Annotated in this window: 20 protein-coding genes; 8 read left to right on the forward strand and 12 right to left on the reverse strand. The window is 42.7% G+C overall.

What is annotated here, in order from left to right; translation table 11 throughout:
• Nucleotides 1-3 precede the first annotated feature (3 nt).
• Both DXX92_RS18800 and rpoH read right to left on the reverse strand, forming a co-directional pair.
• Nucleotides 4-2,640, reverse strand: a complete 2,637-nt coding sequence (locus tag DXX92_RS18800; RefSeq protein ID WP_116002193.1) for a sensor domain-containing phosphodiesterase — start codon at nt 2,638-2,640, stop codon at nt 4-6.
• 248 nt (nt 2,641-2,888) lie between these two features.
• The gene (rpoH, locus tag DXX92_RS18805; RefSeq protein WP_116002194.1) at nt 2,889-3,755 is read right to left on the reverse strand and encodes an RNA polymerase sigma factor RpoH; all 867 of its coding nucleotides are present in this window, start codon (nt 3,753-3,755) and stop codon (nt 2,889-2,891) included.
• A gap of 274 nt (nt 3,756-4,029) precedes the next feature.
• Between rpoH and DXX92_RS18810 the strand changes: the two genes are divergently transcribed.
• Nucleotides 4,030-5,241 carry an EAL and HDOD domain-containing protein gene (locus tag DXX92_RS18810; protein WP_116002195.1) on the forward strand — a complete coding sequence of 404 codons (1,212 nt, stop codon included), beginning with the start codon at nt 4,030-4,032 and terminating at the stop codon, nt 5,239-5,241.
• Here DXX92_RS18810 and ftsX read toward each other — a convergent pair.
• The 3 genes from ftsX to ftsY form a co-directional block, all read right to left on the reverse strand.
• Entirely contained in the window at nt 5,238-6,212 is a 975-nt protein-coding gene (ftsX, locus tag DXX92_RS18815; RefSeq protein WP_116002196.1) for a permease-like cell division protein FtsX, read from the reverse strand. The two genes, DXX92_RS18810 and ftsX, sit on opposite strands and share 4 nt — an antisense overlap.
• The gene (ftsE, locus tag DXX92_RS18820; protein WP_116002197.1) at nt 6,205-6,921 is read right to left on the reverse strand and encodes a cell division ATP-binding protein FtsE; all 717 of its coding nucleotides are present in this window, start codon (nt 6,919-6,921) and stop codon (nt 6,205-6,207) included. The genes ftsX and ftsE overlap by 8 nt, the downstream gene beginning before the upstream one ends.
• A gap of 218 nt (nt 6,922-7,139) precedes the next feature.
• Nucleotides 7,140-8,651 carry a signal recognition particle-docking protein FtsY gene (ftsY, locus tag DXX92_RS18825; RefSeq protein ID WP_116002198.1) on the reverse strand — a complete coding sequence of 504 codons (1,512 nt, stop codon included), beginning with the start codon at nt 8,649-8,651 and terminating at the stop codon, nt 7,140-7,142.
• Nucleotides 8,652-8,961: 310 nt separating this feature from the next.
• On the opposite strand from ftsY, the gene rsmD reads away from it, so the two are divergent.
• Nucleotides 8,962-9,570: a 16S rRNA (guanine(966)-N(2))-methyltransferase RsmD gene (rsmD, locus tag DXX92_RS18830; protein WP_116002199.1), complete on the forward strand. Its 609-nt coding sequence runs from the start codon at nt 8,962-8,964 to the stop codon at nt 9,568-9,570.
• Here the strand turns inward: rsmD and DXX92_RS18835 are convergent.
• The 4 genes from DXX92_RS18835 to DXX92_RS18850 form a co-directional block, all read right to left on the reverse strand.
• Entirely contained in the window at nt 9,562-10,335 is a 774-nt protein-coding gene (locus tag DXX92_RS18835; protein WP_116002200.1) for a CPBP family intramembrane glutamic endopeptidase, read from the reverse strand. The genes rsmD and DXX92_RS18835 overlap by 9 nt on opposite strands.
• Before the next feature lie 60 nt (nt 10,336-10,395).
• Nucleotides 10,396-10,995: a YjaG family protein gene (locus tag DXX92_RS18840; RefSeq protein WP_116002201.1), complete on the reverse strand. Its 600-nt coding sequence runs from the start codon at nt 10,993-10,995 to the stop codon at nt 10,396-10,398.
• Between the two features lie 103 nt (nt 10,996-11,098).
• Nucleotides 11,099-12,805, reverse strand: coding sequence for a hypothetical protein (locus DXX92_RS18845; RefSeq protein WP_116002202.1), 1,707 nt, complete (start codon nt 12,803-12,805; stop codon nt 11,099-11,101).
• 187 nt (nt 12,806-12,992) lie between these two features.
• Nucleotides 12,993-13,742, reverse strand: coding sequence for a SapC family protein (locus tag DXX92_RS18850; RefSeq protein WP_116002203.1), 750 nt, complete (start codon nt 13,740-13,742; stop codon nt 12,993-12,995).
• A gap of 262 nt (nt 13,743-14,004) precedes the next feature.
• On the opposite strand from DXX92_RS18850, the gene DXX92_RS18855 reads away from it, so the two are divergent.
• Both DXX92_RS18855 and DXX92_RS18860 read left to right on the forward strand, forming a co-directional pair.
• Complete coding sequence (locus DXX92_RS18855) at nt 14,005-14,862, forward strand: EamA family transporter (RefSeq protein WP_116002204.1); 858 nt, start codon at nt 14,005-14,007, stop codon at nt 14,860-14,862.
• Between the two features lie 11 nt (nt 14,863-14,873).
• On the forward strand, nt 14,874-15,203 hold the full coding sequence (locus DXX92_RS18860; protein WP_181901792.1) for a hypothetical protein: 330 nt from the start codon (nt 14,874-14,876) through the stop codon (nt 15,201-15,203).
• Between the two features lie 40 nt (nt 15,204-15,243).
• On the opposite strand, the gene pgi is transcribed toward DXX92_RS18860, so the two are convergent.
• Entirely contained in the window at nt 15,244-16,875 is a 1,632-nt protein-coding gene (gene pgi, locus DXX92_RS18865; RefSeq protein WP_116002206.1) for a glucose-6-phosphate isomerase, read from the reverse strand.
• A 444-nt stretch (nt 16,876-17,319) separates the two neighbouring features.
• On the opposite strand from pgi, the gene DXX92_RS18870 reads away from it, so the two are divergent.
• A complete protein-coding gene (locus DXX92_RS18870) occupies nt 17,320-18,729 on the forward strand; it encodes a choice-of-anchor L family PEP-CTERM protein (protein ID WP_116002207.1) in 1,410 nt (469 codons plus the stop codon).
• 68 nt (nt 18,730-18,797) lie between these two features.
• On the forward strand, nt 18,798-19,406 hold the full coding sequence (locus DXX92_RS18875; RefSeq protein ID WP_116002208.1) for a peptidoglycan-binding domain-containing protein: 609 nt from the start codon (nt 18,798-18,800) through the stop codon (nt 19,404-19,406).
• Here DXX92_RS18875 and DXX92_RS18880 read toward each other — a convergent pair.
• On the reverse strand, nt 19,383-19,907 hold the full coding sequence (locus tag DXX92_RS18880; protein WP_116002209.1) for a flavodoxin family protein: 525 nt from the start codon (nt 19,905-19,907) through the stop codon (nt 19,383-19,385). The genes DXX92_RS18875 and DXX92_RS18880 overlap by 24 nt on opposite strands.
• Before the next feature lie 192 nt (nt 19,908-20,099).
• On the opposite strand from DXX92_RS18880, the gene DXX92_RS18885 reads away from it, so the two are divergent.
• Both DXX92_RS18885 and DXX92_RS18890 read left to right on the forward strand, forming a co-directional pair.
• On the forward strand, nt 20,100-20,420 hold the full coding sequence (locus tag DXX92_RS18885; protein ID WP_116002210.1) for a DUF6482 family protein: 321 nt from the start codon (nt 20,100-20,102) through the stop codon (nt 20,418-20,420).
• Nucleotides 20,421-20,434: 14 nt separating this feature from the next.
• The gene (locus DXX92_RS18890) at nt 20,435-21,283 is read left to right on the forward strand and encodes an HAD family hydrolase (protein WP_245961529.1); all 849 of its coding nucleotides are present in this window, start codon (nt 20,435-20,437) and stop codon (nt 21,281-21,283) included.
• Nucleotides 21,284-21,409: 126 nt separating this feature from the next.
• Here DXX92_RS18890 and glmS read toward each other — a convergent pair whose 3' ends face one another.
• A complete protein-coding gene (gene glmS / locus DXX92_RS18895) occupies nt 21,410-23,242 on the reverse strand; it encodes a glutamine--fructose-6-phosphate transaminase (isomerizing) (RefSeq protein WP_116002211.1) in 1,833 nt (610 codons plus the stop codon).
• Nucleotides 23,243-23,251 lie beyond the last annotated feature (9 nt).

A 23,251-nucleotide genomic window follows, 5' to 3' on the forward strand; every position in this document is an offset into this window, starting at 1 on the left:
CGACTAGGCGTATGTTTTATCTTCCAACGGAAGAATCGCTTGCGCGAGTTTACTTGGCTTAGCGATAAAGTACCCTTGACCAAAATCACACCCAGCCGCTTGCAACTTAGCTAGCGTCTCTTGATTTTCTATGCCTTCGGCAACTAATCGGTAACCAAATTTATTGCCGAGTTGATGCAATGCGGTAACTAAAGATAAGTGCTTGTCATTGTTGTTCAAGCTGCGAATAAAGCTGCGATCAAGCTTAATAAATTCAAATGGATACTGATGTATAAAGTTAAATGACGATTGCGAGGCACCGTAATCATCAAGCGCCAATTTAACGCCTAACTTCTTGAGTTTGCGCAAGCTAGCGAGTGCTAAATCAGGCTGTGGCAAGATCGCTGATTCATCAAACTCTAAAATCAAACGATGTGGCTCAATGCTCTGATCTTTGATCACTGCAATAAGTTCGTTTAACTGGTTATGCTGCGTCAGATATCGGCTTGATAAGTTAATGGCGATTAACGCATTTTGGTATTCAGCAGAGATATCTGGTGATGATTGCCATAATGACAATTGCGCTACCACTTCACCAATTAACCAGCGTTCAATCTCAACAATCAAACCCGTTTCTTCCGCCATAAACAAGAATTCGCTCGGCGTTAACAAACCTTTCTCAGGGTGTTGCCAACGCAGTAAGGCTTCAAAACCAATGGTATTGGTGCGCTCTAAATTGGAGATTTGTTGATAGTGCAATTCAAACTGTTGCTGTTTAATCGCAGCTCTTAACTCTTGTTCAAGGGTCATGCTTTTAAGCAGCTGCTCACGCATGCTATCGTCAAAAAACACATAGCGCCCACGACCTAAATTCTTCGCTTGATACATGGCTGCGTCTGCATCGCGCAGGATTTCTGATGCATCTTTGTAGGCTGGCGTGCACTGTGCAATACCGATACTCGCATTCGAGTATAAACAGTGCCCATCAAGATCAAAGGGTTGACTTACCGCTTCAATGATTCGTTCAGCAACGTCTTCTACATCATCTTGATTGGTCAGCGAATCAAGTAAGATCACAAACTCATCACCACCTAAACGAGCAAGTACGTCATTATCACGCACACAACTTGATAGGCGCTCTGCAATTTCAATGAGAAACTTATCGCCAATATGATGACCGAGTGTATCGTTAATCAGCTTAAAGCGGTCAAGATCAATAAAGAGTACCGCAAAGCTATGCTCTACATGGCGCTTAATATGACGTAAGGCATGGGTTAATCGGTCAGTAAACAACGCTCTATTTGGCAATCGCGTTAATGCGTCATGATGTGCCTCAAAATACAAACGCGACTCCGCTTTACGACGCTCTTCAATTTGCATTCGTAATTTGTAATTTGACGTTTGCAACGCTTGCGTTCGCTCATTAACAATTTGTTCAAGCGACTCTTTACTTTGCTCGACTAAACTTAAGTCTCGTTCACGCACAACCGCACTGGTCACTTGCTGAGCAACAAAGCGGAACATTTCTAAATGCTTTTCATGGTACGCTTGTTGGTTCGAATAGTGCTGTGTCGCAATGATACCAATTGGCTGACCATGCTCAATTAATGGCGCTGCTAACCAAGTTTGAGGCTTACTCTTACTGTCAAAATCTAATAGATATTTCGCACGCTCTTTCGTGCCATCAGCGTTAAGTGTTACTAATTGACCTTGTGCTATTACCAGAGGTTTCGCAATTTTTAACGCAAGCTCAGTAAATATGGCTAAGCGTTTGTAACTATCAATGCCGATGGTGTCGGCATCTTTTTGATAAACGACTTCTGTAGATTCTTGCTTATCTTGATTGCATTGCTTAATCACCACATAAAAATTCTGGCACGCAAGCAAAGGGAGCAACTGCTGATGAACTTGTTCAAACAAGCTAGGTAAGTTTTTACTGGTTGCCACAACTTCAGAAACCCCCAACAGTACCTGGTGGGTCATTTCTACTTGCTGGCGTTCACAAATCTCTCGCTGTAGTCGACGATTCGATTCGGTTAGTTTCTTTGTTCTTTGCTCAATACTTTGTTCTAGCAAGGCACGGCTTTTGACACGATCTATCGCAGTAACAAGATGTTCACCAATAAATTCAAGTAATTGGCAGTCTCGGTCATCAAAATATAGGGATTGATCGTAACTTTGCAAAGCAATTACACCGATAACCTGATGACCTCGCCTTAGTGGCACACCTAACCAATCGACACAAGCTGAACCATAGAGCACAATTTTACCTGCTTTAGCCAGTGCCATGCGTTCAGCGGCATTGCAGTGCAGTGCTTGTTGCGTGAGATAGACTTGACCAGTTAAGCCTTTGCGCCAGTCATTAAATTCGACGTGTTCTGCTAGTCGATGCTCGACAGGGTTATGACAGTAGACGATTTCAAGCTCTTTCTGGTCATTAACTAGAGCAATATGAACACTGTTGGTGGTCAGCAATGAATCAATGATCTCAACCATTGCTGGGTAAAAATTTTTAAGCTCAGTAACTGTGCTCGCAAGTTCGGATAGGCGTAACAAGCTCTCCTGCATGGCTTTCACCTGCCGGTACTTGTTTAATAGTGACTTTAATTTAGGAAGTTGACGCTGCGCTAGCGAATCTTCCACAGTACTGGTGTCGCTCAAGTAACTTGTTCTTATTATTTATAATTATTTGAATTATTTCCGGCAAATAGTCTATCAAAAATCAACTAGATCACCAGAGTTAAGTAACATTTATCTAACAACTATAAGCTAGCCCACAGTATTAGCTGTCCTGACTGATGTTATATCAAGCAAGTTAGAGGAAATTATGAATCTGAGCGCCTGATTTCGGCACAAAAAAGCCGACTTACGTCGGCTTTCTATATGAATCAGTTATTAAAGCTAAGATACTAGATAGTCATCGCACTTTTTAATTTATTCAGTGCATTTTTCTCTAATTGACGAATGCGCTCAGCTGATACTTGGTATTTATCAGCAAGCTCTTGCAACGTCGATTTATCATCGTCTAACCAGCGCGTACGAACAATGTCTTGACTACGTTCATCAAGGGTAATCAAGGCTGATGATAGTCGTTGATTAGCATGTTGCTCCCAGTTGGCTTCTTCAACTGACTGCGCTAAATCAGACTGCTTATCTTCAAGGTATTGAGCAGGAGAGAAGTTGCCACCAGCACTAGCGCTATCGTCATCATCTGATGATAACTCGAACGCTTGGTCTTGGCTGCTCATACGTGATTCCATTTCCATCACGTCTTTCGTGCTAACCCCTAACGTTTCTGCAACGGTATTCACTTCATCATTGCTAAACCAACCTAAGCGCTTCTTGTTCTTACGTAGGTTAAAGAACAACTTACGCTGTGCTTTGGTTGTTGCCACTTTCACAATACGCCAGTTCTTGAGCACATACTCATGAATTTCTGCTTTGATCCAATGCACAGCAAAAGAAACCAAGCGCACACCCACTTCTGGGTTGAAGCGTTTAACCGCCTTCATTAAGCCAACGTTACCTTCTTGAATAAGGTCAGCTTGCGGTAAACCGTATCCTGAATAGTTTTTAGCAATATGGATAACAAAACGCAGATGCGACATGATCAGCTCTTGCGCTGCGTTAAGATCGTGCTGGTCATGTAAACGAGTGGCTAATTCGTGCTCTCGCTCTGCGGTGAGCACAGGGATGCTGTATGCAGATTGGACATATGCTTCAATGCTGCCGCTTTGCGGAACAGTTAAGGCCATTGATTGCATTGATTCACTCATTTGAAAAACCTCGATTTACACTGGAAACTATAGAAAATATTCACATAGTCGGCTCGCGATATTAGCACGCTTTATTTACCGATGCGACTATGAATACCAACTTTTTATTACCAGATCATGAATGTCACTATTTTATTTCACTACCGATGAAAATAATTACGGTATTCTGCTAGGCTAAGATTATATTTAAAAAACTTATACTTGAAACATCATAACCTTAGCAAAGATCCCCGACCAATAGCTAAGCATTGACTGTAATTAAAGGTAAAATATTGTGTATTCCTATGTTGCGCGCCAACCTATCCTCGACAACAACCAACAATTGGTTGCTTATGAATTACTCTTTCGCGATGGCGACAGCAATTACTTTCCCAACATAAACCCCGATCAAGCAACCTCAAATATATTAACAAACAACCATTTAACTATGGGAGTTGAACAGGTTACGGGTGATCTTCCAGCCTACATCAATTTTCATGCGGATACGCTAATTCGCCACTTCCCAAGCTTTTTAGATCCTAAAAAGATCGTGATCGAAATTCTTGAAGATGTACCAATCAGCGACGAATTATTAGCCGCGTGTAAGTCACTAAAAGAGCAGGGCTATGTATTGGCACTAGACGATCATGATTTTGATCCTAAGTGGGATGTGTTCTTACCGTATATCGATATTATCAAGGTGGATGTATTGTCGATATCGATTCTTGAAGTTAGTCGCTATGTCAACCGGATCAAGCCATACAACAAAACTCTATTGGCGGAGAAAGTGGAAACAGCACAGCAGTTCGAACAATTGAAAATGTTAGGCTTTTCACTGTTCCAAGGGTACTTCTTTGCCAAGCCGGAAATGCTGAAACAGAAGAAGATAACAACCACCAAACACAATATTTTAGAATTGATCAATCAAGCCAGTAAAATATCGCTCGACTTTGATCATATCAGCGATATCTTTAGTAGTGACCCAGGCTTAACCTACAAGCTATTGCGTTTTATCAATAGCCCAACCTATGGCCGTAGCCAACAAATTACCTCACTGAAGCATGCGCTTGTTTACATCGGGGAGGTTGAACTGAAAAAGTTTATCGCGCTATTGGCACTATCTGATCTGGCTGAGGATAAAGCCAGCGAGTTAATGAGAATATCATTGTTCAGAGCAAGATTTTGTGAACAAATTGGCCAGCTACTTAAAGACAGTGATAACCCACCGAAAGCATTTTTAACCGGCTTGCTTTCGATGATAGACGGAATTTTAGATCACGATATTCAGAGCGTGGTGGAAATTTTACCCATAGATCAAGACATCAAATCAGCTTTGCTGGGAGAGGCAATCTACCTGACAAATTACCTAGACCTGGCCAAGCACTTTGAACAAGGGCAATGGCTGCACAGTGAAAGCATCGCACAACAATTTGGTCTCGATATGGAAAAATGCTCGGCAGCGCATATCGAAGCAATGAGCTGGGCAGACAGTATGCTCAGCTGCTAATCTGCGGTTGGTTCGATGGCGCGAATGTGCTGTCGAACCGACAAGTAACTACCTAGCAAACCCAGTAAAATTGCAGCAAAGAGTAAAATTAGATTTTCACTCGCAGACAAGGTTTCTAACTCAAATTTGCTACCGTATAAGCCAGTTAGATCGGTAATGGCTCCAGAAAGGTAATGAGCAAGAATAAAGATGGCTAAGTTTGCGAAAAAACCACCCGCAATGCCATACCACATGCCAGCATACATAAATGGCCGTTGAATAAAGCTGTCGGTCGCACCGACCAACTTCATTACCGCGATAGCGTCTTTTTGATTGAGTATCGCCAGACGAATCGTATTACCGATAATTAATACCACTGACAAGCAAAGCAATAATGCAACGCCTATCACCACATCTTCAATCAGCTTTGCCATCGCTTCTAGACGAGTTAACCACTCTAAATCAAGCTTACCTTGGTCAACTTCGCGTTCTTGCTCAAGCTTGGCAAGTAAATCACGTACCGCATGTGCTTGGCTAGCACGCTGTGTTGGCGATACCAGCAGTGTTGCTGGCAAGGGGTTGCTGTCAAGATAAGCCAGCGCATCACCATAGCCAGAGTGTGCTTTAAAGTCTTTCAACGCCTGCTCAGCGGAAATATATTCAACCGCCGCAACTTCAGGATAAAGCTCTACTCGACTGGTAAAGTTTTGCGCGGCTTTATCATTAATATTCAACTTTAAAAACAGGGTAATTTCCGAGGCCGAATCCCACTGTGCGACAACCGTATTGGCATTCTTAACAAATAAATGCAAAGTAGCCGGTAACGTAAGGCTAATACCTAATACTAGTAACGTCATCAAGGTGGTAAATGGCGTGCGCCATAAGTCACCTAAGCTGCCGATTGCTTGCTGCAAATGGCGCAATGGAAACGCTAGCATGCGTTGCACTAAACTCACCTTGGCTTGCTGTTGCGGCTGGAATTCACTAGTCATAGCGTGTTTCACCATTAGCCATCGCATCATCCGGCTGCAAGCCGTCAACAAGGCCATCATTGATCATATTACCCGCTCGAAGCGTTAGCGTGCGATAGCGCATACGAGCGATTAAACCAAGGTCATGGGTGGCAATTAGTACAGAAACGCCAACAGAGTTAAACTCTTCAAATAGCTTAATAATTTCCAGTGAAAGCTTAGGGTCTAGGTTACCCGTTGGCTCATCAGCGAGCAGAATAGGGGGCTTGTTGACGATTGCTCGTGCAATCCCGACACGCTGTTGTTCGCCACCTGAAAGCATATTGGGAAAGCTTTTTTGTTTGTTGCCTAAATGCACCTTGTCTAGCGCCGCATCTACACGCTTGCGAATTTCTTTCTGACTGTAACCTTCAATAATCAATGGCAACGCAACATTGTCAAAAACAGTGCGATCCATCAGTAAGTTATGATTTTGGAAAATCATACCAATATGGCGGCGCATGTAAGGTACTTGTCGGTAGCTGACCTGAGCGAGGTCTTGGTTATTGATATGAATGGTACCCGAACTTGGCTTTTCCATCAGGCTGATCAGCTTAAGTAAGGTACTTTTACCGGCACCAGAGTGGCCTGTTAAAAAGGCCATCTCGCCAGGAGCAATTTGAAAGCTCACTTGCTTTAAAGCAAGGAAGCCGCCGGGGTAGGTTTTGTTTACTTGGTCAAAGCGGATCATTTATTGTTGTTATTATTAGCGTTTAGGTTAATGTGCGACTGATTTATTGGCCGTAATTTGCCTTTATTTTCTTTTGTTCGTGCACAGCGTTGGATTAATTTAAGTAAACCAACGCTGCAACTAATGCTTTATTGTTATCATCCCTGAGTTTAAAAGCAACGACTAAAGCCTATCGCGACAATTACCACCAACGCTATTTGTCCTTATGTGCTCAACGTTTAGCTATTTTCCTTACTAAACAAGGCTTCAATAAAGTCATCACTATTAAATGGACGCAAGTCGTCAATACCTTCACCGACGCCAATGTAGCGAATCGGGATTTGGTATTTATCAGCAATCGCGAATACCACACCACCTTTTGCAGTACCGTCAAGTTTAGTTAATGTGATACCAGATAAGTTAACCGCTTCATCAAATAACTGCGCTTGACTAAGCGCGTTTTGACCAGTGCCAGCGTCTATAGTGAGCATCACTTCGTGTGGTGCGTTTTCGTCGATTTTCTTCATTACACGTACCACTTTCTTCAACTCTTCCATCAAGTGGCCTTTGTTTTGTAGTCGACCCGCAGTATCGGCAATTAATACATCAGCGCCACGCGCTTTAGCAGCATTTAATGCATCAAAGATAACCGATGCACTATCGGCTCCGGTATGCTGAGCAATCACTGGAATATCATTGCGTTCACCCCAAACTTGCAGTTGCTCTACCGCCGCCGCCCGGAAGGTATCACCGGCAGCTAACATAACTGACTTACCCTGCGCTTGAAGTTGCTTGGTGAGTTTACCAATGGTTGTGGTTTTACCCACACCATTAACGCCAACCATTAAAATTACGTAAGGCGTATCGCTTTTTGGAATATCAAGCGGCTGAGTAACGGGGTCGACTAAGTTTTTCAATTCCACTTTAAGCAAGTCATAAAGCGCTTCTGCATCTTTAAGCTGCTTTCTCGACGCAGCATCAGTCAGTGAGTCGATAATTTTCATTGTGGTATCAACACCGACATCCGCCAGCAATAGGTGAGTTTCTAATTCTTCAAATAGATCATCATCAATTTTTTTACCACGAAACAGGTCGAAAATACCGCCACCTAGGTTTTGGCGAGTTTTGCTTAAGCTCTGTTTTAAACGTGCAAAGAAGCCTTTTTTCTGCTCTGGCTCTGGCTCTGGCTCTGGCTCTGGCTCTGGCTCTGGCTCTGGCTCTGGCTCTGGCTCTGGCTCTGGCTCTGGCTCTGGCTCTGGCAAGACATTATTGATATCGCTATCGGCTGAAACAAGAGGCTTTTCTTCAACAGGCTCAAGGTTTAGATCACTGGCAGCTTCAACGACTGTTTCTGATACGGCTGCTTCTGGTTCGATTGGCTTTTCATCAATTGGTGCTTCATCAACAGACGCTGTTTGCTCAACTTGTGGCTGCTGTTGTGATGCATCTACTTCTGCAACCGGCGTATCTTGCTCGGTCGTTTCAGTGTTAGCAGGCACTGCTTCGCTGCTTTTTGATTCCGTAGTGGTTGATTCAGTGATTGTTGATTCGTTAGTTTGGGGTTCGCTAACCTGTGCATCGTTTACATCACTTGATGTGTCGTCTTTACCAAAGCCTAATTTCGACCAGAAACCTTGTTTTTTCTGTTCGGTTTCAGCTGAACTTACACTTGATTCACTGGCAACTTCTTGCTCAGGGGAATTCTGTTTGCCTCGACCAAAACGAGAAAATAAGCCTTTTTTCTTTGCCATAATATCTACTATTTATTACTTGGTTGCGCTTGCTCGATTAAGCAAGTTTGGTTCGTACTTTAGCCATGGTCACAGCATTAAGTTAACTTGATGCAGACAATCTCAGCCAGACATCACCTCGACGACATGCCATCTTAAAGAATGTCTCCAGTGTGTTGTCAATTCGATAGGTTTGGCATCCTTATAGCCAAGCAAGCGGATACCAGATAAAATTGGTCGCTATATTACCACCTAATTCTGTCTTGAAAAACCAGACGCCTTATTTTAATTGGCTCGATGTCAATCAGATCAAATAAATGAGTAATGCTAAATGAATAAAGCGCGCGCTCGCAAACGCTCAACGACTTCTTCGACAGCTAAGTCACAAAAATCAACTAGCTCAATTCGTATCATTGCAGGTCAGCACAGAGGAAGAAAACTGCCTGTTTTGTCATCTGACGGCCTGCGTCCAACAACCGATCGCGTTAAAGAAACCTTATTCAACTGGTTAATGACAGATATTCAAGGCAGTAACTGCTTAGACTGCTTCGCCGGAGCGGGCAGCTTAGGTTTTGAAGCGCAATCGCGTGGGGCAGAAACGGTCACTATGCTCGAACTCAATGACGCGGCTGCCAAACAGTTAAAAGCCAACCAGTCGTTGCTAAACGCCACCAACCTAGAGGTGGTGAATACCAACACATTAGGTTTTCTTACCAAGCCTACAAACCAGTTCGATATCGTATTTATTGATCCACCATTTAGGCAACAACTGGCTCAGCAAACCATTGACTTGCTCACTTCAGGTTGGCTTAGTGAAAACGCGTTAGTTTATGTAGAAACAGAATCCGATAGCCCAACACCAAGTGTGCCAGCAAATTGGCAGTTAGCAAAAGAGAAAACTGCAGGCCAAGTTACCTATCGCTTGTACCAGTTAGTATAAGTAATACAAAGCAAACATGGTTAGGCTATTGCAGGTTGCGTGAGCTACGATCGCTAAGCTGGTACTTTGGTATTTTACCCGTATCCAAGTGAAGTAAAGTCCCAATACAAATACGAAAATGATGCCTGCCATACTGTATTGAATGTGAATGGCTGCGAACAACAAACTTGTGATCGCAATAGCACCGATCTGCCCCAATTGCGTTAAGGCGAAGCGCTTAAATAGCCAGCCCCGAAAAACAAGTTCTTCAACGATGGGCGCCAACATACACGTATTCAACACAATAAACCATATTGGCGTGGCAGAGTTCTTGAGCTGCTCCATAAATGGCTCTTCTTCAAGCGCCAAGACATAAGTTGCGATCGTCATCATTAGCCAAAATGCTGCGCTAAAGACAATCACTAACCATACGAGTTTCGGTAATGGCAGAGCCAAGTTGAGGAAATGTCGGGCTGATCTAGTTTTATGGCAGGACTGGGGTTCATGACTGTATTTTGCCAATAACCATAGGCAGGGCAGTACGATCAAATAAACTGCAAACGTCATGGCAAGTAGGGTTTCAACCTGGGCAAACCAGGCGTCGCCACTTGCTACTCCGTAAGCTTGTGCATACATGCCAAAGCCAAAGCTGACGATAAAGCTTGGCACTATGTATAGAAACAGCGCCCAAAATAAGGTGGCGACAATCGATGGCGTGGTTGCTAACTTTTGTTGGCTGTTTAAAGTACTAACCGCTTGCTTATCCTTTGACTCTTGTGGTTCCATCCGAAGGTTTCCAAGTTTTTATTCTGCTATTGCAAAAAAGATTATGGCAAAAAAAGACGTTTAAATTTCGATACCTAAGTTCGATAGTCCTTCTTCTAACACCATCGCCTTCGCTTGCTGACAGGTGTTCTTGTTTTCAGGCGCTTGCTTAAGAAAATCAAACAATTCATTTTGAGTGGCTAATTCCCATTCCATTAATGGGTGCTGATTCAGTTGCTGCTGTGAAATAGAAAGTTCATCATCTGCATCATCACTTTCTTCTACTAACAGCAACTCAACATAATAGCTCACACTGTTGTGCGATAACCTTGAGACATTAGCAAACTCTTGTGCATCTTTACTTTGTAAAGCCTGTAGCAGCGACATTAATGCCATACAAACATCGAGCGCGGGAAACACGCCAAAGAAGTCAAAGGCTTCTGGATCAGGAATTTGTTCTTCTAATTTTTCCAACTGAGCGTCGAAATTTAGTTTAACTTTTTGCTTGCTATCAAGGCGCTGCCAAATCAAATCAAGTTGATTGCGCAGGACATTAACGTCGCCAAACTCTGCCGCTTGCGAAAACATCGCATAGTTGGGCAACATGCGCTCCAGTAATGCGCAACAAAATGCGGTTTGTTGCCATAAAGATAATTTTGCCAAAGGCAGGCGAATTGCCATAGAAGAAGTCTCGTTAACTAGCGTTGCCGAGAGTATACAAAGATCTAGCGCTGATCTCTTGTGAAATCAGCGGGAGTTGTTAAATTTTTATCCAATAGAGTGGTTAGTTTTGCTGAAGCTGCTGCTGCGCGTATTCAAAGCGCAAACGATATTCGCGTAATTTGTCTTCTAACTCAGTCAACTCTTGCTCGTGCTTAGTATTGAGCTCTAAGTTTTCATCACGCAGATACTTAATTGTTTCGCGGGTGTTATTGTTATCTTGCTCGAATTTCTCTTTCGCATTAGCCAGCTTTTCTTCCGCTTTTTGCTCATTTGCTAGTGCTTGCTTGATTTGTTCATTTAGCTTATCGAGTTTGATCTGCTGTTGTTCTGAGCTTTGCTGTTCTTGCGTTAATTGCTTTTCGAGCGATGCCACTTGATTGGTTAAATCTTCAATTTTCTCGGTAAACAAAGATTCACCAGCCGCTAACTTGCCGGTTAATTCACTAATAATGGCATCATCACTTTCATGTTGCTTTTGAGCGATGGTGACTTTCTCAGTCAAAGTCGCCACTTGCTCTTGCTGCGCCTTAACTTGCTGAAGCTGAGATTGATGCTCGCGTTCAGCATCATTCGCTTTTATTTTGGCTTGCTCAATTTGCTGCTGATAACTGCGTTCAGCGGCTTGATATTTTTCCGTTTCAACTTGATGTTGTTCAGCTTGCTTTGCTGACGATTGCTGATGATTGGTTTCAAGCTGCGTTAATTGCTCAGATTTCTCAGCAAGTGCTTGTTTAGCGTCATCCAGCGCTTTGGTTTGCTGCTCACCATGGCTGTTAGCCTGCGTTAATTGATCTGATAACTGCTTAACCTGTGCTTCAAGTGTCTCGGTTTGCTTTGCTGCATCACCAACTTGTTGTGTTAACGCTTGCTCATTTTGTTCTACTCTCTGCAAGTTTTGTTGGAGTAGGTTCACTTGCCCAACTTTATCGTTAAGCTCGGTAGTTAATGCATCTAACTCAGTTTTAAATTCACTACGTTGCAGCTCTGCTTCCGCTAGCTTGGCCTGCAACTCTCCTTGGTCTTTATCCTGTTGCGCTTGGCTTTGATCAAGCTGTGCAGTCAGGGTGCTAACTTGCTCCGTTAGTTGTTTATTTTGTGCTTGCTCGTTGGCCAAAGAAGCTTGCATGTTTTCATTTTGCTGGCCAAATTGTGATTGAGCATGCTCTAGTGCACTACTAACTTCATTTAACTTGGTATTGAGATCAGATATTTGCTGATTTTGAACTTCCAGCGTTGCGGTTTTTGCTTTGTCTGATTTGAGTAAGTTTTGCTCTTTTGTTGCTAGCGTTTGATTTTCTTGTTTAGTCTGTGCTAGTCGCTCGGTGATATCTGCCAGCTTTTCCTGAGTTTTATTTTGCTCGTCATTTAACTCAGCAATCTTTTGTTCTTGCGCAGCTATATTTGCGATTTTTTCTTTAAGTACTTGCTCAGTATCAGTAAGTTTAGCGTTGTTCAATTTACCAATATTTTTTACTTCAGATTCGCTAGCATCAAGTTTCGCTTGCAGCTCATCGAGTGCTTGTTGGTGTTTGGCTTGTTCTGATTCGGTTTGTTGGTTAGCCGCTGCGAGATCTGCCGCTAACTGTTGTTGCTTCTCGAGGGCCGCTTGGTAGAGCTGATGTTCTGTGATCACTTGCTCTGAGATAGGTTGTTGCTGCGCAGACGATATAATACTCGCCATACGCTCTTCTACTTGAATGTAGACTTCACTGGCTAGGCTTTGTATTTGTTCTTCCAGTTCCTTGGAAAGTTTATTGTTGTCTGCCATAAAATCCTCGTTATTTACCACATAACCTATTATTAGCAATGTAGCTTAAACTAACACAGCAGTGGCTAGTTGTTAACCGTTATCGCACGCTGTATGAGTACCGAGGACTTATGCCAATAAAAAAGGGGCCTAAGCCCCTAATTTGTGATTAATATAATGATTATATTAACTATTTTATAAATTCATTTTATTTTTCAAGTGGTACTACTTGTACGCCAGCCACCTTCACGTCACTCTGTTCGTTACGTAACTGAGCCAGACGGTTTAACTGACCAATTGACGATAGCATTGAGTGGATTGGGATGAACATACCACGCTTGTGAAAATCTAGTACTTGCTCGTCTGACAACTCACGTAGCTTCGGCTCTTTAATGGTATGAATACCAACAATTTTTTTCTTCTCACCGTTGGCAAACGTAATCACTAACTCAACTTCTTCAAGTAATTCTGCGTCTTGCATTTCTTTAATGAAACGCTCAGTCATGACTTCACTTTCATATAAACGGCCAAGCGTGTCTTGAATGTTCTTCATCAAGTCCGTTTCTTCGCCTTTTTCGTTATACAAAGGTAGCTCTTTATCTTCACCTACATATTCGCTATCTAGGTCAACACAAGCCGTTAGTGTTTTTTCCTTGTCTGGGTCTAAACCTAATGAGAATGGCACCATACCAACACTTTGTGGTGCGTATAAACCAGTCCAGTCATCACCTTTCAAGAATAAGTTTTCACCCGTTTCTAAACCTAGCATAGCCACTGAGCGGAAACGGTTTGAGTCAGGGTCTTTAACAATAAATACTGGGTAGCTCATTGCACCTTTTGAGTACTCTGGCGCAGTAATTGGCACAATGTGTAAGCCTGCAATGTGCTTTAAGCTGCGCTGTGCAGCGATTTTCAAATTTTGGTGATGTTCTTTTTTAATTGGTACTAAATTCGCCATGGCAATACTTCTCTCTTCAAAATACAACTCAATACCGCAATGGCATCAGTTTAATTATTGTTTTGTTCATCATGCAATCGAACCGACTACATTTTGTTACAACAGACATGGTAGCTAGTTAACTCGGTTTCAACCCAGCAGCGCAAAAAATTTTTCCTTTCTGTTAACTTGTACAAATAAGCTTCGAAAATCTCTCAATATCTCGATTTGGCTTTGTGCTACTATCTCAGCAATTTAATCAAACTACGCAAAACAAAGTACTGTGAAAGCTCTCGTTTTTGTTTCAATTTTATGGGCATTTTCCTTTGGGCTCATTAAAGGAGAATTAACCGGTATTGCTCCAAGTCTTGTCTCAGCATTACGACTATTGTTGTGTGCCCTGGTCTTTTTGCCTTTTATTCGTTTAACCACCAATAACAAACTAAGCGTTCAGTTTCTATTGTTAGGAGCCCTGCAGTTTGGTGCGATGTACTGGGCCTACATTAGTTCTTATCAATATTTACCCGGTTATTTAGTGGCAGTTTTCACAATATTTACGCCTATTTACGTTTTTCTTATCGACGGCTTAATGTCACGTCGTGTTAACTTACAACAAATGCTACCCATTTTACTCTCAATTGCTGGTGCTGCCGTGATCGTTTTTAAAGCACCAAATAGTGATGCTTGGTTAGTTGGTTTTATCATATTGCAAGGTGCTAATCTCGCATTTGCCGCAGGCCAAGTTGGTTATCAACGTATCAGTAAAGCGTACAGCACTGACCACACCAATAATATGTCGATAATGTACATAGGTGCGGCGATTTTTATGCTGATAATTGTGTTAGTTGAGCAGTCTTATGTGGGCGTATCAGACATTACTAACCGTCAATGGTTGGTGATCCTATATTTAGGTATCATCGCATCCGGCGTAGGTTTTGCGCTGTGGAATTATGGTGCAAAACAAGTTAACGCAGCATCACTTGCAGTGATGAATAATGCCTATATTCCATTTGCGGTTATATTTGCATTAACCTTGTTTAATGAACACGCTGATATCGCAAGGCTGGCGTTAGGAACTAGTTTAATAGCGGCCTCTGCATGGCTGCTAAGCAAGCAACAAGTGCAAAAGGCAAGCGAATAAAAACGACTCGTATGAAAAACTTGTTTTATGCCATCAAACAAAAATCAGCTATCGCTCTTGTCGCTTTGATCACGACGTTCCATGCATCGGCAATTCCACGCATCGACACTGAATATGGCTACAACGCCGATGGTTTTGTCCGCGTTAAAGTAACCAATGAAACAACACGCGAATTGGCGTGCTATGTTGCCATTGACGGTCGCAGTATTAAATTTGTATTGCCGCCTAGAGGGGCGTCGCGGTGGTATCGCGCAACGGATAAGCGTTTCACGGCGAAAAGCTTTAGTGTTTGGTGTGATTACTTAGAGTTTCACCCTGCTTACCAAAGATATAAACGTTAAAGCGTGTATTTTCTAGTAAGCAGGTTATAGAGAAAAGGTGTTATTTCCGCGCGCGATAAAGCGAAATTAAGCCATTGGTAGAGCCGTCCATCGTCAACTCAGCGTTGGTATCTGCAAGTTTACTTAATACTTGATTACCAAGTGCTTTACCTAGCTCTACCCCCCACTGATCAAACGAGTTAATCTGCCAAATCACACCTTGCACAAATACTTTTTGCTCATACAACGCAATTAGGCTGCCCAAGGTTTTTGGATCAAGGCGGTCGAACAATAAGGTATTGCTTGGTTTATTGCCTTTCATCACCTTGTGGCTAGAGAGATTTTTAATCTCTTCGGTACTACATTTTGCTTTTTTCATCGCAGCAATCACTTGCGCTTCACTTTGCCCTTCCATCAGCGCCTGACTTTGACCAAAACAGTTTGCTGCTAGCATATCGTGGTGATTGGCACATTCACTTGCAGGGTGAAGCGGCATCATAAAGTCCACAGGAATATGGGTTTTACTTTGGTGGATCAATTGATGGAATGAGTGTTGACCATTGGTGCCTTCACTGCCCCAGATAATCGGGCCAGTGTCGTAGTCTGCTTCCTCATTCTTTAAATTAACCGACTTACCGTTACTTTCCATATCCAACTGTTGAATATAGGCAGGAAGACCACGCAAGTAATGATAATAAGGCAGTAATACCTGTGATTGAGCACCATGGAAGTTGCGGTACCATATGCCCAGCAGTGCCATAATCACAGGCATATTTTGCGACAGCGGTGCCTGCTGGAAGTGCTGATCAAGCTCAAACGCGCCGGTTAAGAACTCATGGTAGTTTTCGTAACCTATGGCAAGTGCTAACGGTAAGCCAATTGCCGACCAAACCGAATAACGACCACCGACCCAATCCCACATTGGGAAGATATTGTCAGGATTAATACCAAACTCTTGCGCCGCTGTAATATTGGTTGAAACACAAGCAAAGTTATATTCAACATCGGCTTGCGTAGCAGTTTGTAAAAACCACTCTTTCGCAGACTGGGTATTACGCAATGTTTCTTGTGTCGTCAGCGTTTTTGATGATGTGATAATCAACGTGGTTTCTGGATTTAAGCCCGCTAATACATCTTGCAAGTGACAGCCATCAACGTTGGCAACAAAGTGCACATTAATATGTTTTTGACGATAAGGCTTCAACGCCTCTGACATAATTTTAGGGCCAAGAAATGAGCCACCAATGCCAATACTGATGACATCAGTAAATGCCTTACCGCTGTAACCTTTCTTTTCGCCGGTTGATACCGCTTCAACAAAACGCTTCATTTGCGCACGCGTCTGCTCAATTTCAGGCATCACATCTTGGCCATCAACATACACTGGCTGGCCAGAGAAATTACGTAATGCCGTATGCAGTACTGCGCGATGTTCGGTCACATTAATTTCACTACCAGCAAACATGCGCTCACGCTGTTGTTCAACATTGGCGGCTTGAGCCAATGCCACTAAATGCTCTATGGATTGCTCGGTAATATGATTCTTTGAATAATCTAAAGTCAGCCCTGCCGCCGTCATCGAATATTTGTTGAAGCGCTCACTGTCTTGCTCAAACAGTGATTTCATATGAATATCTTCGATATCTTGATAATGTTTTTGAAGGTTTTTCCACTCGGCAGAGGAAGTGAGCATAGTTGATTTCCCAATAATTATTCTAAAAGTACGCCTGTTTTTGCTTTAGTTTACGTAAACTCGCGGCAAAGGTTAACCATTATAGCGTTCAACAACATTTACGCATGGCCTTAAATCGCCTATCAATTCATATACAAAGCGATGAATAATATAACGCATCAACTTTGCAACTCTATGAAAGCCTACTTTATTTGTTAAGAGGAAACGATAGGTGAAAGCTTTCATTTCACTAGTTTTACAACAGCTCACGATTATGAACTTACCTAGCTTACCCTAATCGTCTGTTTTATTTACACTTTAGCAATTTATTTTCAACAAGATTCAAAAACAACCAAATAAATTCAATAACATAGTTAAACCCAACTGTTTGGGCATATGTTTTGCTATTAACTCGTCTGACCAATAGAAAAACTATCAATTATCATAATTTTAAAGGAAGAAAACATGAGAAATAGACGTAGTTTGATCCGCTTGCTGCTGGGAGTTAGCGCCTTAGCTAGCTTGATCAGTTCACAGTTTTCGTACGCAATAGTCATTACTGCCAGCCAAGATGCAACTGAACTCGCCAACACTCTTCTCGTTCCGGGTTCTGGGATCACAATAAATTCTGCAATACTCTCTGGTGGATTTAGCTCAGAATCTGGTGATGAGGGTAATTGTGAAGATGAAATAGGGTGTGGGCCAGGCGAAAATGGGAATGTTAACCTTGACAACCCAATCGCACCATTAAACCAAGCAGGCTTGTTTACTAATGCCTCCGGTGTTTACAACTTGCCAGCTGCTGGCGGTATAGTCTTTAGCACCGGTAACGTTACAAGTTATCAAGACGGCCCAAATACCAGTAATTCATTTGGGTTAGATAATGGAAGTAGTGCAAGCCAAGAACAAAACGATCAACTGTCTCCTTTAACAGGCCAGCTTCAACATTTCGACCCCGTTCAGCTCGACATTAGCTTCACTGTTGATGAGGATAGCGCCTCAACAATCACCTTCTTCGGTGCTTTTGGTTCAGAGGAATTCCCTGAATTCGTCGATTCAGGGTTTGTGGACGGCTTTGGTCTATTTGTAAATGGTCAAAATGTTGCTGGAGCCTTGCCGACAGGAGCATCGCCAGGAGATGAACTAGCACCTATCAATATCAATCATCCTGACTTTCTGCCTTTACCTGGTACTGAGTTAAATGGTGTACTAGCTCCTAACGGTAACCCTTTACTTAGGTTTGATGTACCTGTTCAAGAGGGTGTAAACACCTTTAGGTTACTGCTAGCAGATGCTTCTGATGGCGGCTACGATTCAACCATTTTTCTGGCAAGTTTCGGTGAGCTAGGTGAATCGCCATTTACGCCTATTTTACCCGACCCTAGTAACCCTACGAATGAAGATGGAGCATTTGTTTTTACTCTCCCTGATGTTCAACAAGACGAAACAATCTGGTTTGATCCTGATGTAGCATCTGGCTATACATATACATCAAGCCTCGCTATTGCAACGGTTACAGCACCACCATTTGACGCGGTTCCTGACCCAGACGGCTATATTTTGGAGTTTATGTTTAACAATATGTTGCAACAGTTTGCACTTAACTCCGGTGAGACCTTTGACTTTGTTCTTAATGGATTTAATGGAGTAACTACATTCTCAATTCAAGGTATTAACCTTGACCTAGCCTTGGACCCAGACAACCCACAAGCATTCGTTACTGGCGTTTCTTTTGCCGAATCTGGCGCTTTGTCATTTACCCAAGATCCAATTACGGTATTTGTGCCAGATGTCAACGATATCCCTGAACCAGCGTCTATCCTGATAATTAGCTTAGGCTTGGGTGGATTAGCCTTACGTAGAAGAAAAATTTAGCATTTAAAAGCAGTTGTTGTATAAAAATAGCCTAAGTATTCCTACTTAGGCTTTTTAATAGGGAAATTATGAAGAACATTAAAATACTTTTATTTACTATCAACTTAACCTTACTGACGCTGACCACTCATGTGCTAGCTGCTGACAAAGATGGAAAATTTGCGGCAAAGGGGGCAGCAAGAAAGTCTTGTGCTGATTTTTTAACGGCTACAGAACATAGAAGTTCTGATTTTTTGTTGTATGCTGGCTGGCTAGAGGGATATCTCACCTCATTTAATCAAGTCCAAGCCAAAAACTACGATATTTCACCTTGGCAAACGACTGAGTTGCTATTAATGCTATTACAAAAGCACTGCCAATCTAATCCTGAAATTAAGTACTTTGATGCCGCTAACGCACTAATAAAGTCTATTTTTCCCATAAGGCTTAACGAAGAGAGTACGATCGTAAAGGTTCAAATTGGTGATGCGGTAGGCTTTCATTACGAAGAAATATTGTTAAGAGCAAAACAGCGACTAAAAGCTATGGGGTTTTATAAAGATGAGGTAGATGGTAAACACTTTACCACAATCGATAGTAAAGTATTTCTGGCCTATCAAAAAAAATTGGGTTTAAAAGAAACTGGTATGCCTGATCAAGTGACACTCGCAAGTTTATTCTTGAAAGCGTTGAATTAGCGATTCATATTGCTTGATTCTAACATTGCTGTCGTATGCATTGCAGTCATCTTCAGGACATGAAGTATAAACTATGCCCAAATAACGCATATTTAGGTACTTAAACGTTAAACTAAAAATTTGTTCAAAACAGTGGGTAGGTTGCTCGTCGACGCCTGTCGCGATAACGCCCGCAGCCTTGCCTTTCAATTGTCTGCCAAGCGGTTTATTGATTTCCAACAAATCCGTTAGTCGATCCATAAACACTTTCATCTGCGCGCTCGGTGAATACCAGTAGATTGGTGAGGCAAGCAAAATAACGTCATGCTTTGTTACCACTTCATCAATCAATGTTGAAAAATCATCCGTTTGATTAGCAAACTCATAGTCATAAGGCAGTATGTGGAAATCACTTAGCTGATAAAGCGACACTTGGTGCTCACAATTGCTAATAAAGTCATTAACCAATTTAGCAGTGTTTCCTTCACGCCTACTCGTGCCCAAGACAATGGCTATCCTCATGTTTTGTTCCTTCTATTAAATAAAGAAAGACACAAGCCTAAAACCTCAACGTAAGTTGAGATCAAGCAACAACTGAATATTAATGTTTGGTTCAGAGGGGCGATACCTTGGTATTGATCAAACAGCGGTAAAAAGTCGTACATTAATCAAACAGTTTAAACATCAAACAATATCGTATAACCGAGCAACCAGATGAAACTGCTATATAAAGACCTGCTAACCACGCCAATCGATAAGTTAATTATCAACTCGCTTGAACAAGCCTTGTATCAGGCGATTGTTGTGATCGACGGCTGTGAACATGTGGTTTGGCAATCAGAACATAAAACGCTAACCACCAGAAATCTCACCAAAATGCGTGAACATTTCGAAAAACTCGACATTAAAGAAATTGTGCTTAGGCACGAAAGTGCATACGATGAAATGGTGGGACAACCAACTAAAAACGGCAGCAACCGCCTTGAAGTTCCGTTAAGACAAAATCCCTACGCCGTGTTAAAACACCTCCACTAAAAGAGACAATAAATTTGCGCGCTACTAACCCATTGGTCGTTTTTGACCTTGATCAGACGTTATTGAACAAACAGTCTCAACTCTCCGCTTACACACTAGCAACGCTACGTGCGCTCGATAACCAAGGCATTCAATATACGATCGCCACCGGACGCAGTGATTTGTCGGCAGCACCAGTGATCAAAGAGCATGCTTTCTCGCTTCCCCATATTTACACCAATGGCGTGTTAACTTGGTGTCCCAATGAAAAACGCTTTAGCTTTAATCATTGTCTTAGCGTGGATGACAGTTTAGCAACGGTCGAAATCATGGCTTCACCGCAATCGACTCCTTTTGTCAGTGCGTTAGACACTAAGTTGGACGGAAGTGCACACCGATATATTTTTCATGGCACTCTGAAGAATAAAGTAGAGCAAAGTCTGTTGCAGCGTTTAAGCCAGAAAGGTGGTGTCAGCTTGCTACCAATTGAGCAATGTAAAGGTGACCTGCATGTCACTAACATCAGTATGATTGGGCCAAGCGAAATAATTAAAGAGGCGAATAAGAGTATCTCGGCTCAAGCAAATCTCGTTGCCTACTCAGGCCAAGCCTTAGTAGCAGATTATTGTTGGATAGATGTGCACCACGCGGCAGCCAATAAAGGCTCTGCGGTACTAGCGCTAAAAAATCAACTAGGCGCAGATAGCATTATCTGCTTTGGCGATAGCGACAATGACACCAGCATGTTTGAAATTGCCGATGAATGTTATGCGCCAGAAAATGCTAAAGCCCATATAAAATCGGCATCAACCGCAATTATTGGTCATCACGACGACGACGGTGTCGCTAAATTCTTGCGCGAACGATTTAGTCTTTCACTTTAAGCTAAAAGGACAACTCAAAAATAGAAATAAAAAAGCGACTAGCTCTATGAGCAGTCGCTTTTTTTTCTTTAAATTGCAGTCGAACTCGTTCTACTTTCTAAAAAAGTATAACTTCAGCAGATAAAATTACTCTACCGTTACCGATTTCGCCAGATTACGCGGCTGATCAACATCCGTCCCTTTAATTATCGCCACATAGTAAGAAAGCAGCTGTAGTGGCAAGGTGTAAACGATTGGCGCAATCATATCGTCGCAGTGCGGCACGTTAATCACTTTCATTGTATCGTCGCTGTCAAATTTGGCGGCGCTATCGGCAAATACATACATTAAACCGCCACGAGCGCGCACTTCTTCAACATTTGATTTTAACTTTTCGATTAAGTCATTCTTTGGCGCCACCACAATTACTGGCATTTCGGCATCGATTAACGCCAATGGGCCATGCTTTAATTCACCAGCGGCATATGCTTCAGCATGGATATAAGAAATTTCTTTTAACTTAAGCGCACCTTCCATCGCGATCGGGTACTGATCGCCACGGCCAAGGAACAATGAGTGATTTTTATCGGCAAAGTCTTCCGCTAAATCTTCAATTTCGTCCGCTAAGGCAAAAGTTTCTTCAATTTTATTCGGTAGGGTCGTTAACGCTTGTGCCATCGCGTGCTGATCCGCTTCACTCATACCGTGATGCTTACCCAGCGCCAATGTCATCATCATCAAACCAACCAGTTGGGTAGTAAACGCTTTGGTTGACGCTACGCCAATTTCTGCGCCCGCTTTAGTCATAAACGCTAAATCAGACTCACGCACTAAACTCGACCCTGGCACGTTACATATAGTTAAGCTAGCGCGATACCCAAGCTCTTTAGCTAAACGAAGCGCCGCTAGCGTATCCGCAGTCTCGCCCGATTGTGAAATCGTCACTAATAGCGCATTTCTTTGCACATGAGACTTACGATAGCGGAACTCGCTGGCAATCTCGACATTACACGACACGCCGGCATGAGCTTCTAACCAGTAGCGCGCCACCATGCCTGAATGGTAGCTGGTACCACAGGCAATAATTTGCACATGTTCGATATCACGGAAGATTTCATCTGCGCCAGCGCCAAAGGTATCAATATTAAGCTCACCACCTAACAAACGACCTTCTAGCGAGTTGCGAATTGCCTTTGGCTGCTCGTAAATCTCTTTCAGCATATAATGGCGATATTCGCCCTTGTCACCGGCATCGTGGCTAACTTCCGACTCTTTGGCTTCACGAATAACAGGCCTGCCATCGACATCAAAAACATTCACTTCAAAGCGAGTAACTTCTGCCACATCACCTTCTTCGAGGAAAGCAAACTTACGTGTTACAGGCAGTAAGGCCATCATGTCAGAAGCAATAAAGTTCTCACCTAAGCCATAACCAATCACCAACGGACTGCCTGAGCGAGCAACAACCACACGCTCAATATCACGCGTGTCTAAAATTACCGTGCCGTAGGCACCTTCAAGTTGCTTAACGGCAGTTTGTACTGCCGCTAACAAACTATTCGCTGATTTCAGCTCATGGTGTACTAAGTGCGCGATCACTTCGGTATCGGTTTCGGTTACGAACTCATAACCTTTTGCTTGCAGTTCAGTGCGTAATTCTTGATGATTCTCAATAATGCCATTGTGCACCACGGCAATCGTGTCTGACGAAACATGCGGGTGAGCATTGTTCTCGCTCGGCGCGCCATGAGTCGCCCAACGGGTGTGCGCAATACCGGTACCGCCGGTTAGCGGTGTTTCATTAATCGCGTCAGCCAAGGCTTGTACTTTACCTAAGCGACGGACACGTTGTAGATGATTATTACTATCAACCACAGCTACGCCAGCGGAATCATAACCGCGATATTCGAGGCGTTTTAAGCCTTCAACTAAGATTTCTGCTACATCTCGCTGTGCTACTGCACCTACAATGCCACACATATTTAATAT

It is taken from the genome of Thalassotalea euphylliae (genome assembly GCF_003390395.1).
Taxonomy (GTDB): domain Bacteria; phylum Pseudomonadota; class Gammaproteobacteria; order Enterobacterales; family Alteromonadaceae; genus Thalassotalea_F; species Thalassotalea_F euphylliae_C.

Coding starts and splice junctions, on each gene's coding strand:
- rpoH (WP_116002194.1), bottom strand. CDS start 3,755: ATGAGTGAATCAATGCAATCAATGGCCTTAACTGTTCCGCAAAGCGGC.
- ftsX (WP_116002196.1), bottom strand. CDS start 6,212: ATGACTAGTGAATTCCAGCCGCAACAGCAAGCCAAGGTGAGTTTAGTG.
- ftsE (WP_116002197.1), bottom strand. CDS start 6,921: ATGATCCGCTTTGACCAAGTAAACAAAACCTACCCCGGCGGCTTCCTT.
- ftsY (WP_116002198.1), bottom strand. CDS start 8,651: ATGGCAAAGAAAAAAGGCTTATTTTCTCGTTTTGGTCGAGGCAAACAG.
- rsmD (WP_116002199.1), top strand. CDS start 8,962: ATGAATAAAGCGCGCGCTCGCAAACGCTCAACGACTTCTTCGACAGCT.
- DXX92_RS18835 (WP_116002200.1), bottom strand. CDS start 10,335: ATGGAACCACAAGAGTCAAAGGATAAGCAAGCGGTTAGTACTTTAAAC.
- DXX92_RS18840 (WP_116002201.1), bottom strand. CDS start 10,995: ATGGCAATTCGCCTGCCTTTGGCAAAATTATCTTTATGGCAACAAACC.
- DXX92_RS18845 (WP_116002202.1), bottom strand. CDS start 12,805: ATGGCAGACAACAATAAACTTTCCAAGGAACTGGAAGAACAAATACAA.
- DXX92_RS18850 (WP_116002203.1), bottom strand. CDS start 13,742: ATGGCGAATTTAGTACCAATTAAAAAAGAACATCACCAAAATTTGAAA.
- DXX92_RS18860 (WP_181901792.1), top strand. CDS start 14,874: ATGAAAAACTTGTTTTATGCCATCAAACAAAAATCAGCTATCGCTCTT.
- pgi (WP_116002206.1), bottom strand. CDS start 16,875: ATGCTCACTTCCTCTGCCGAGTGGAAAAACCTTCAAAAACATTATCAA.
- DXX92_RS18870 (WP_116002207.1), top strand. CDS start 17,320: ATGAGAAATAGACGTAGTTTGATCCGCTTGCTGCTGGGAGTTAGCGCC.
- DXX92_RS18875 (WP_116002208.1), top strand. CDS start 18,798: ATGAAGAACATTAAAATACTTTTATTTACTATCAACTTAACCTTACTG.
- DXX92_RS18880 (WP_116002209.1), bottom strand. CDS start 19,907: ATGAGGATAGCCATTGTCTTGGGCACGAGTAGGCGTGAAGGAAACACT.
- DXX92_RS18885 (WP_116002210.1), top strand. CDS start 20,100: ATGAAACTGCTATATAAAGACCTGCTAACCACGCCAATCGATAAGTTA.
- glmS (WP_116002211.1), bottom strand. CDS start 23,242: ATGTGTGGCATTGTAGGTGCAGTAGCACAGCGAGATGTAGCAGAAATC.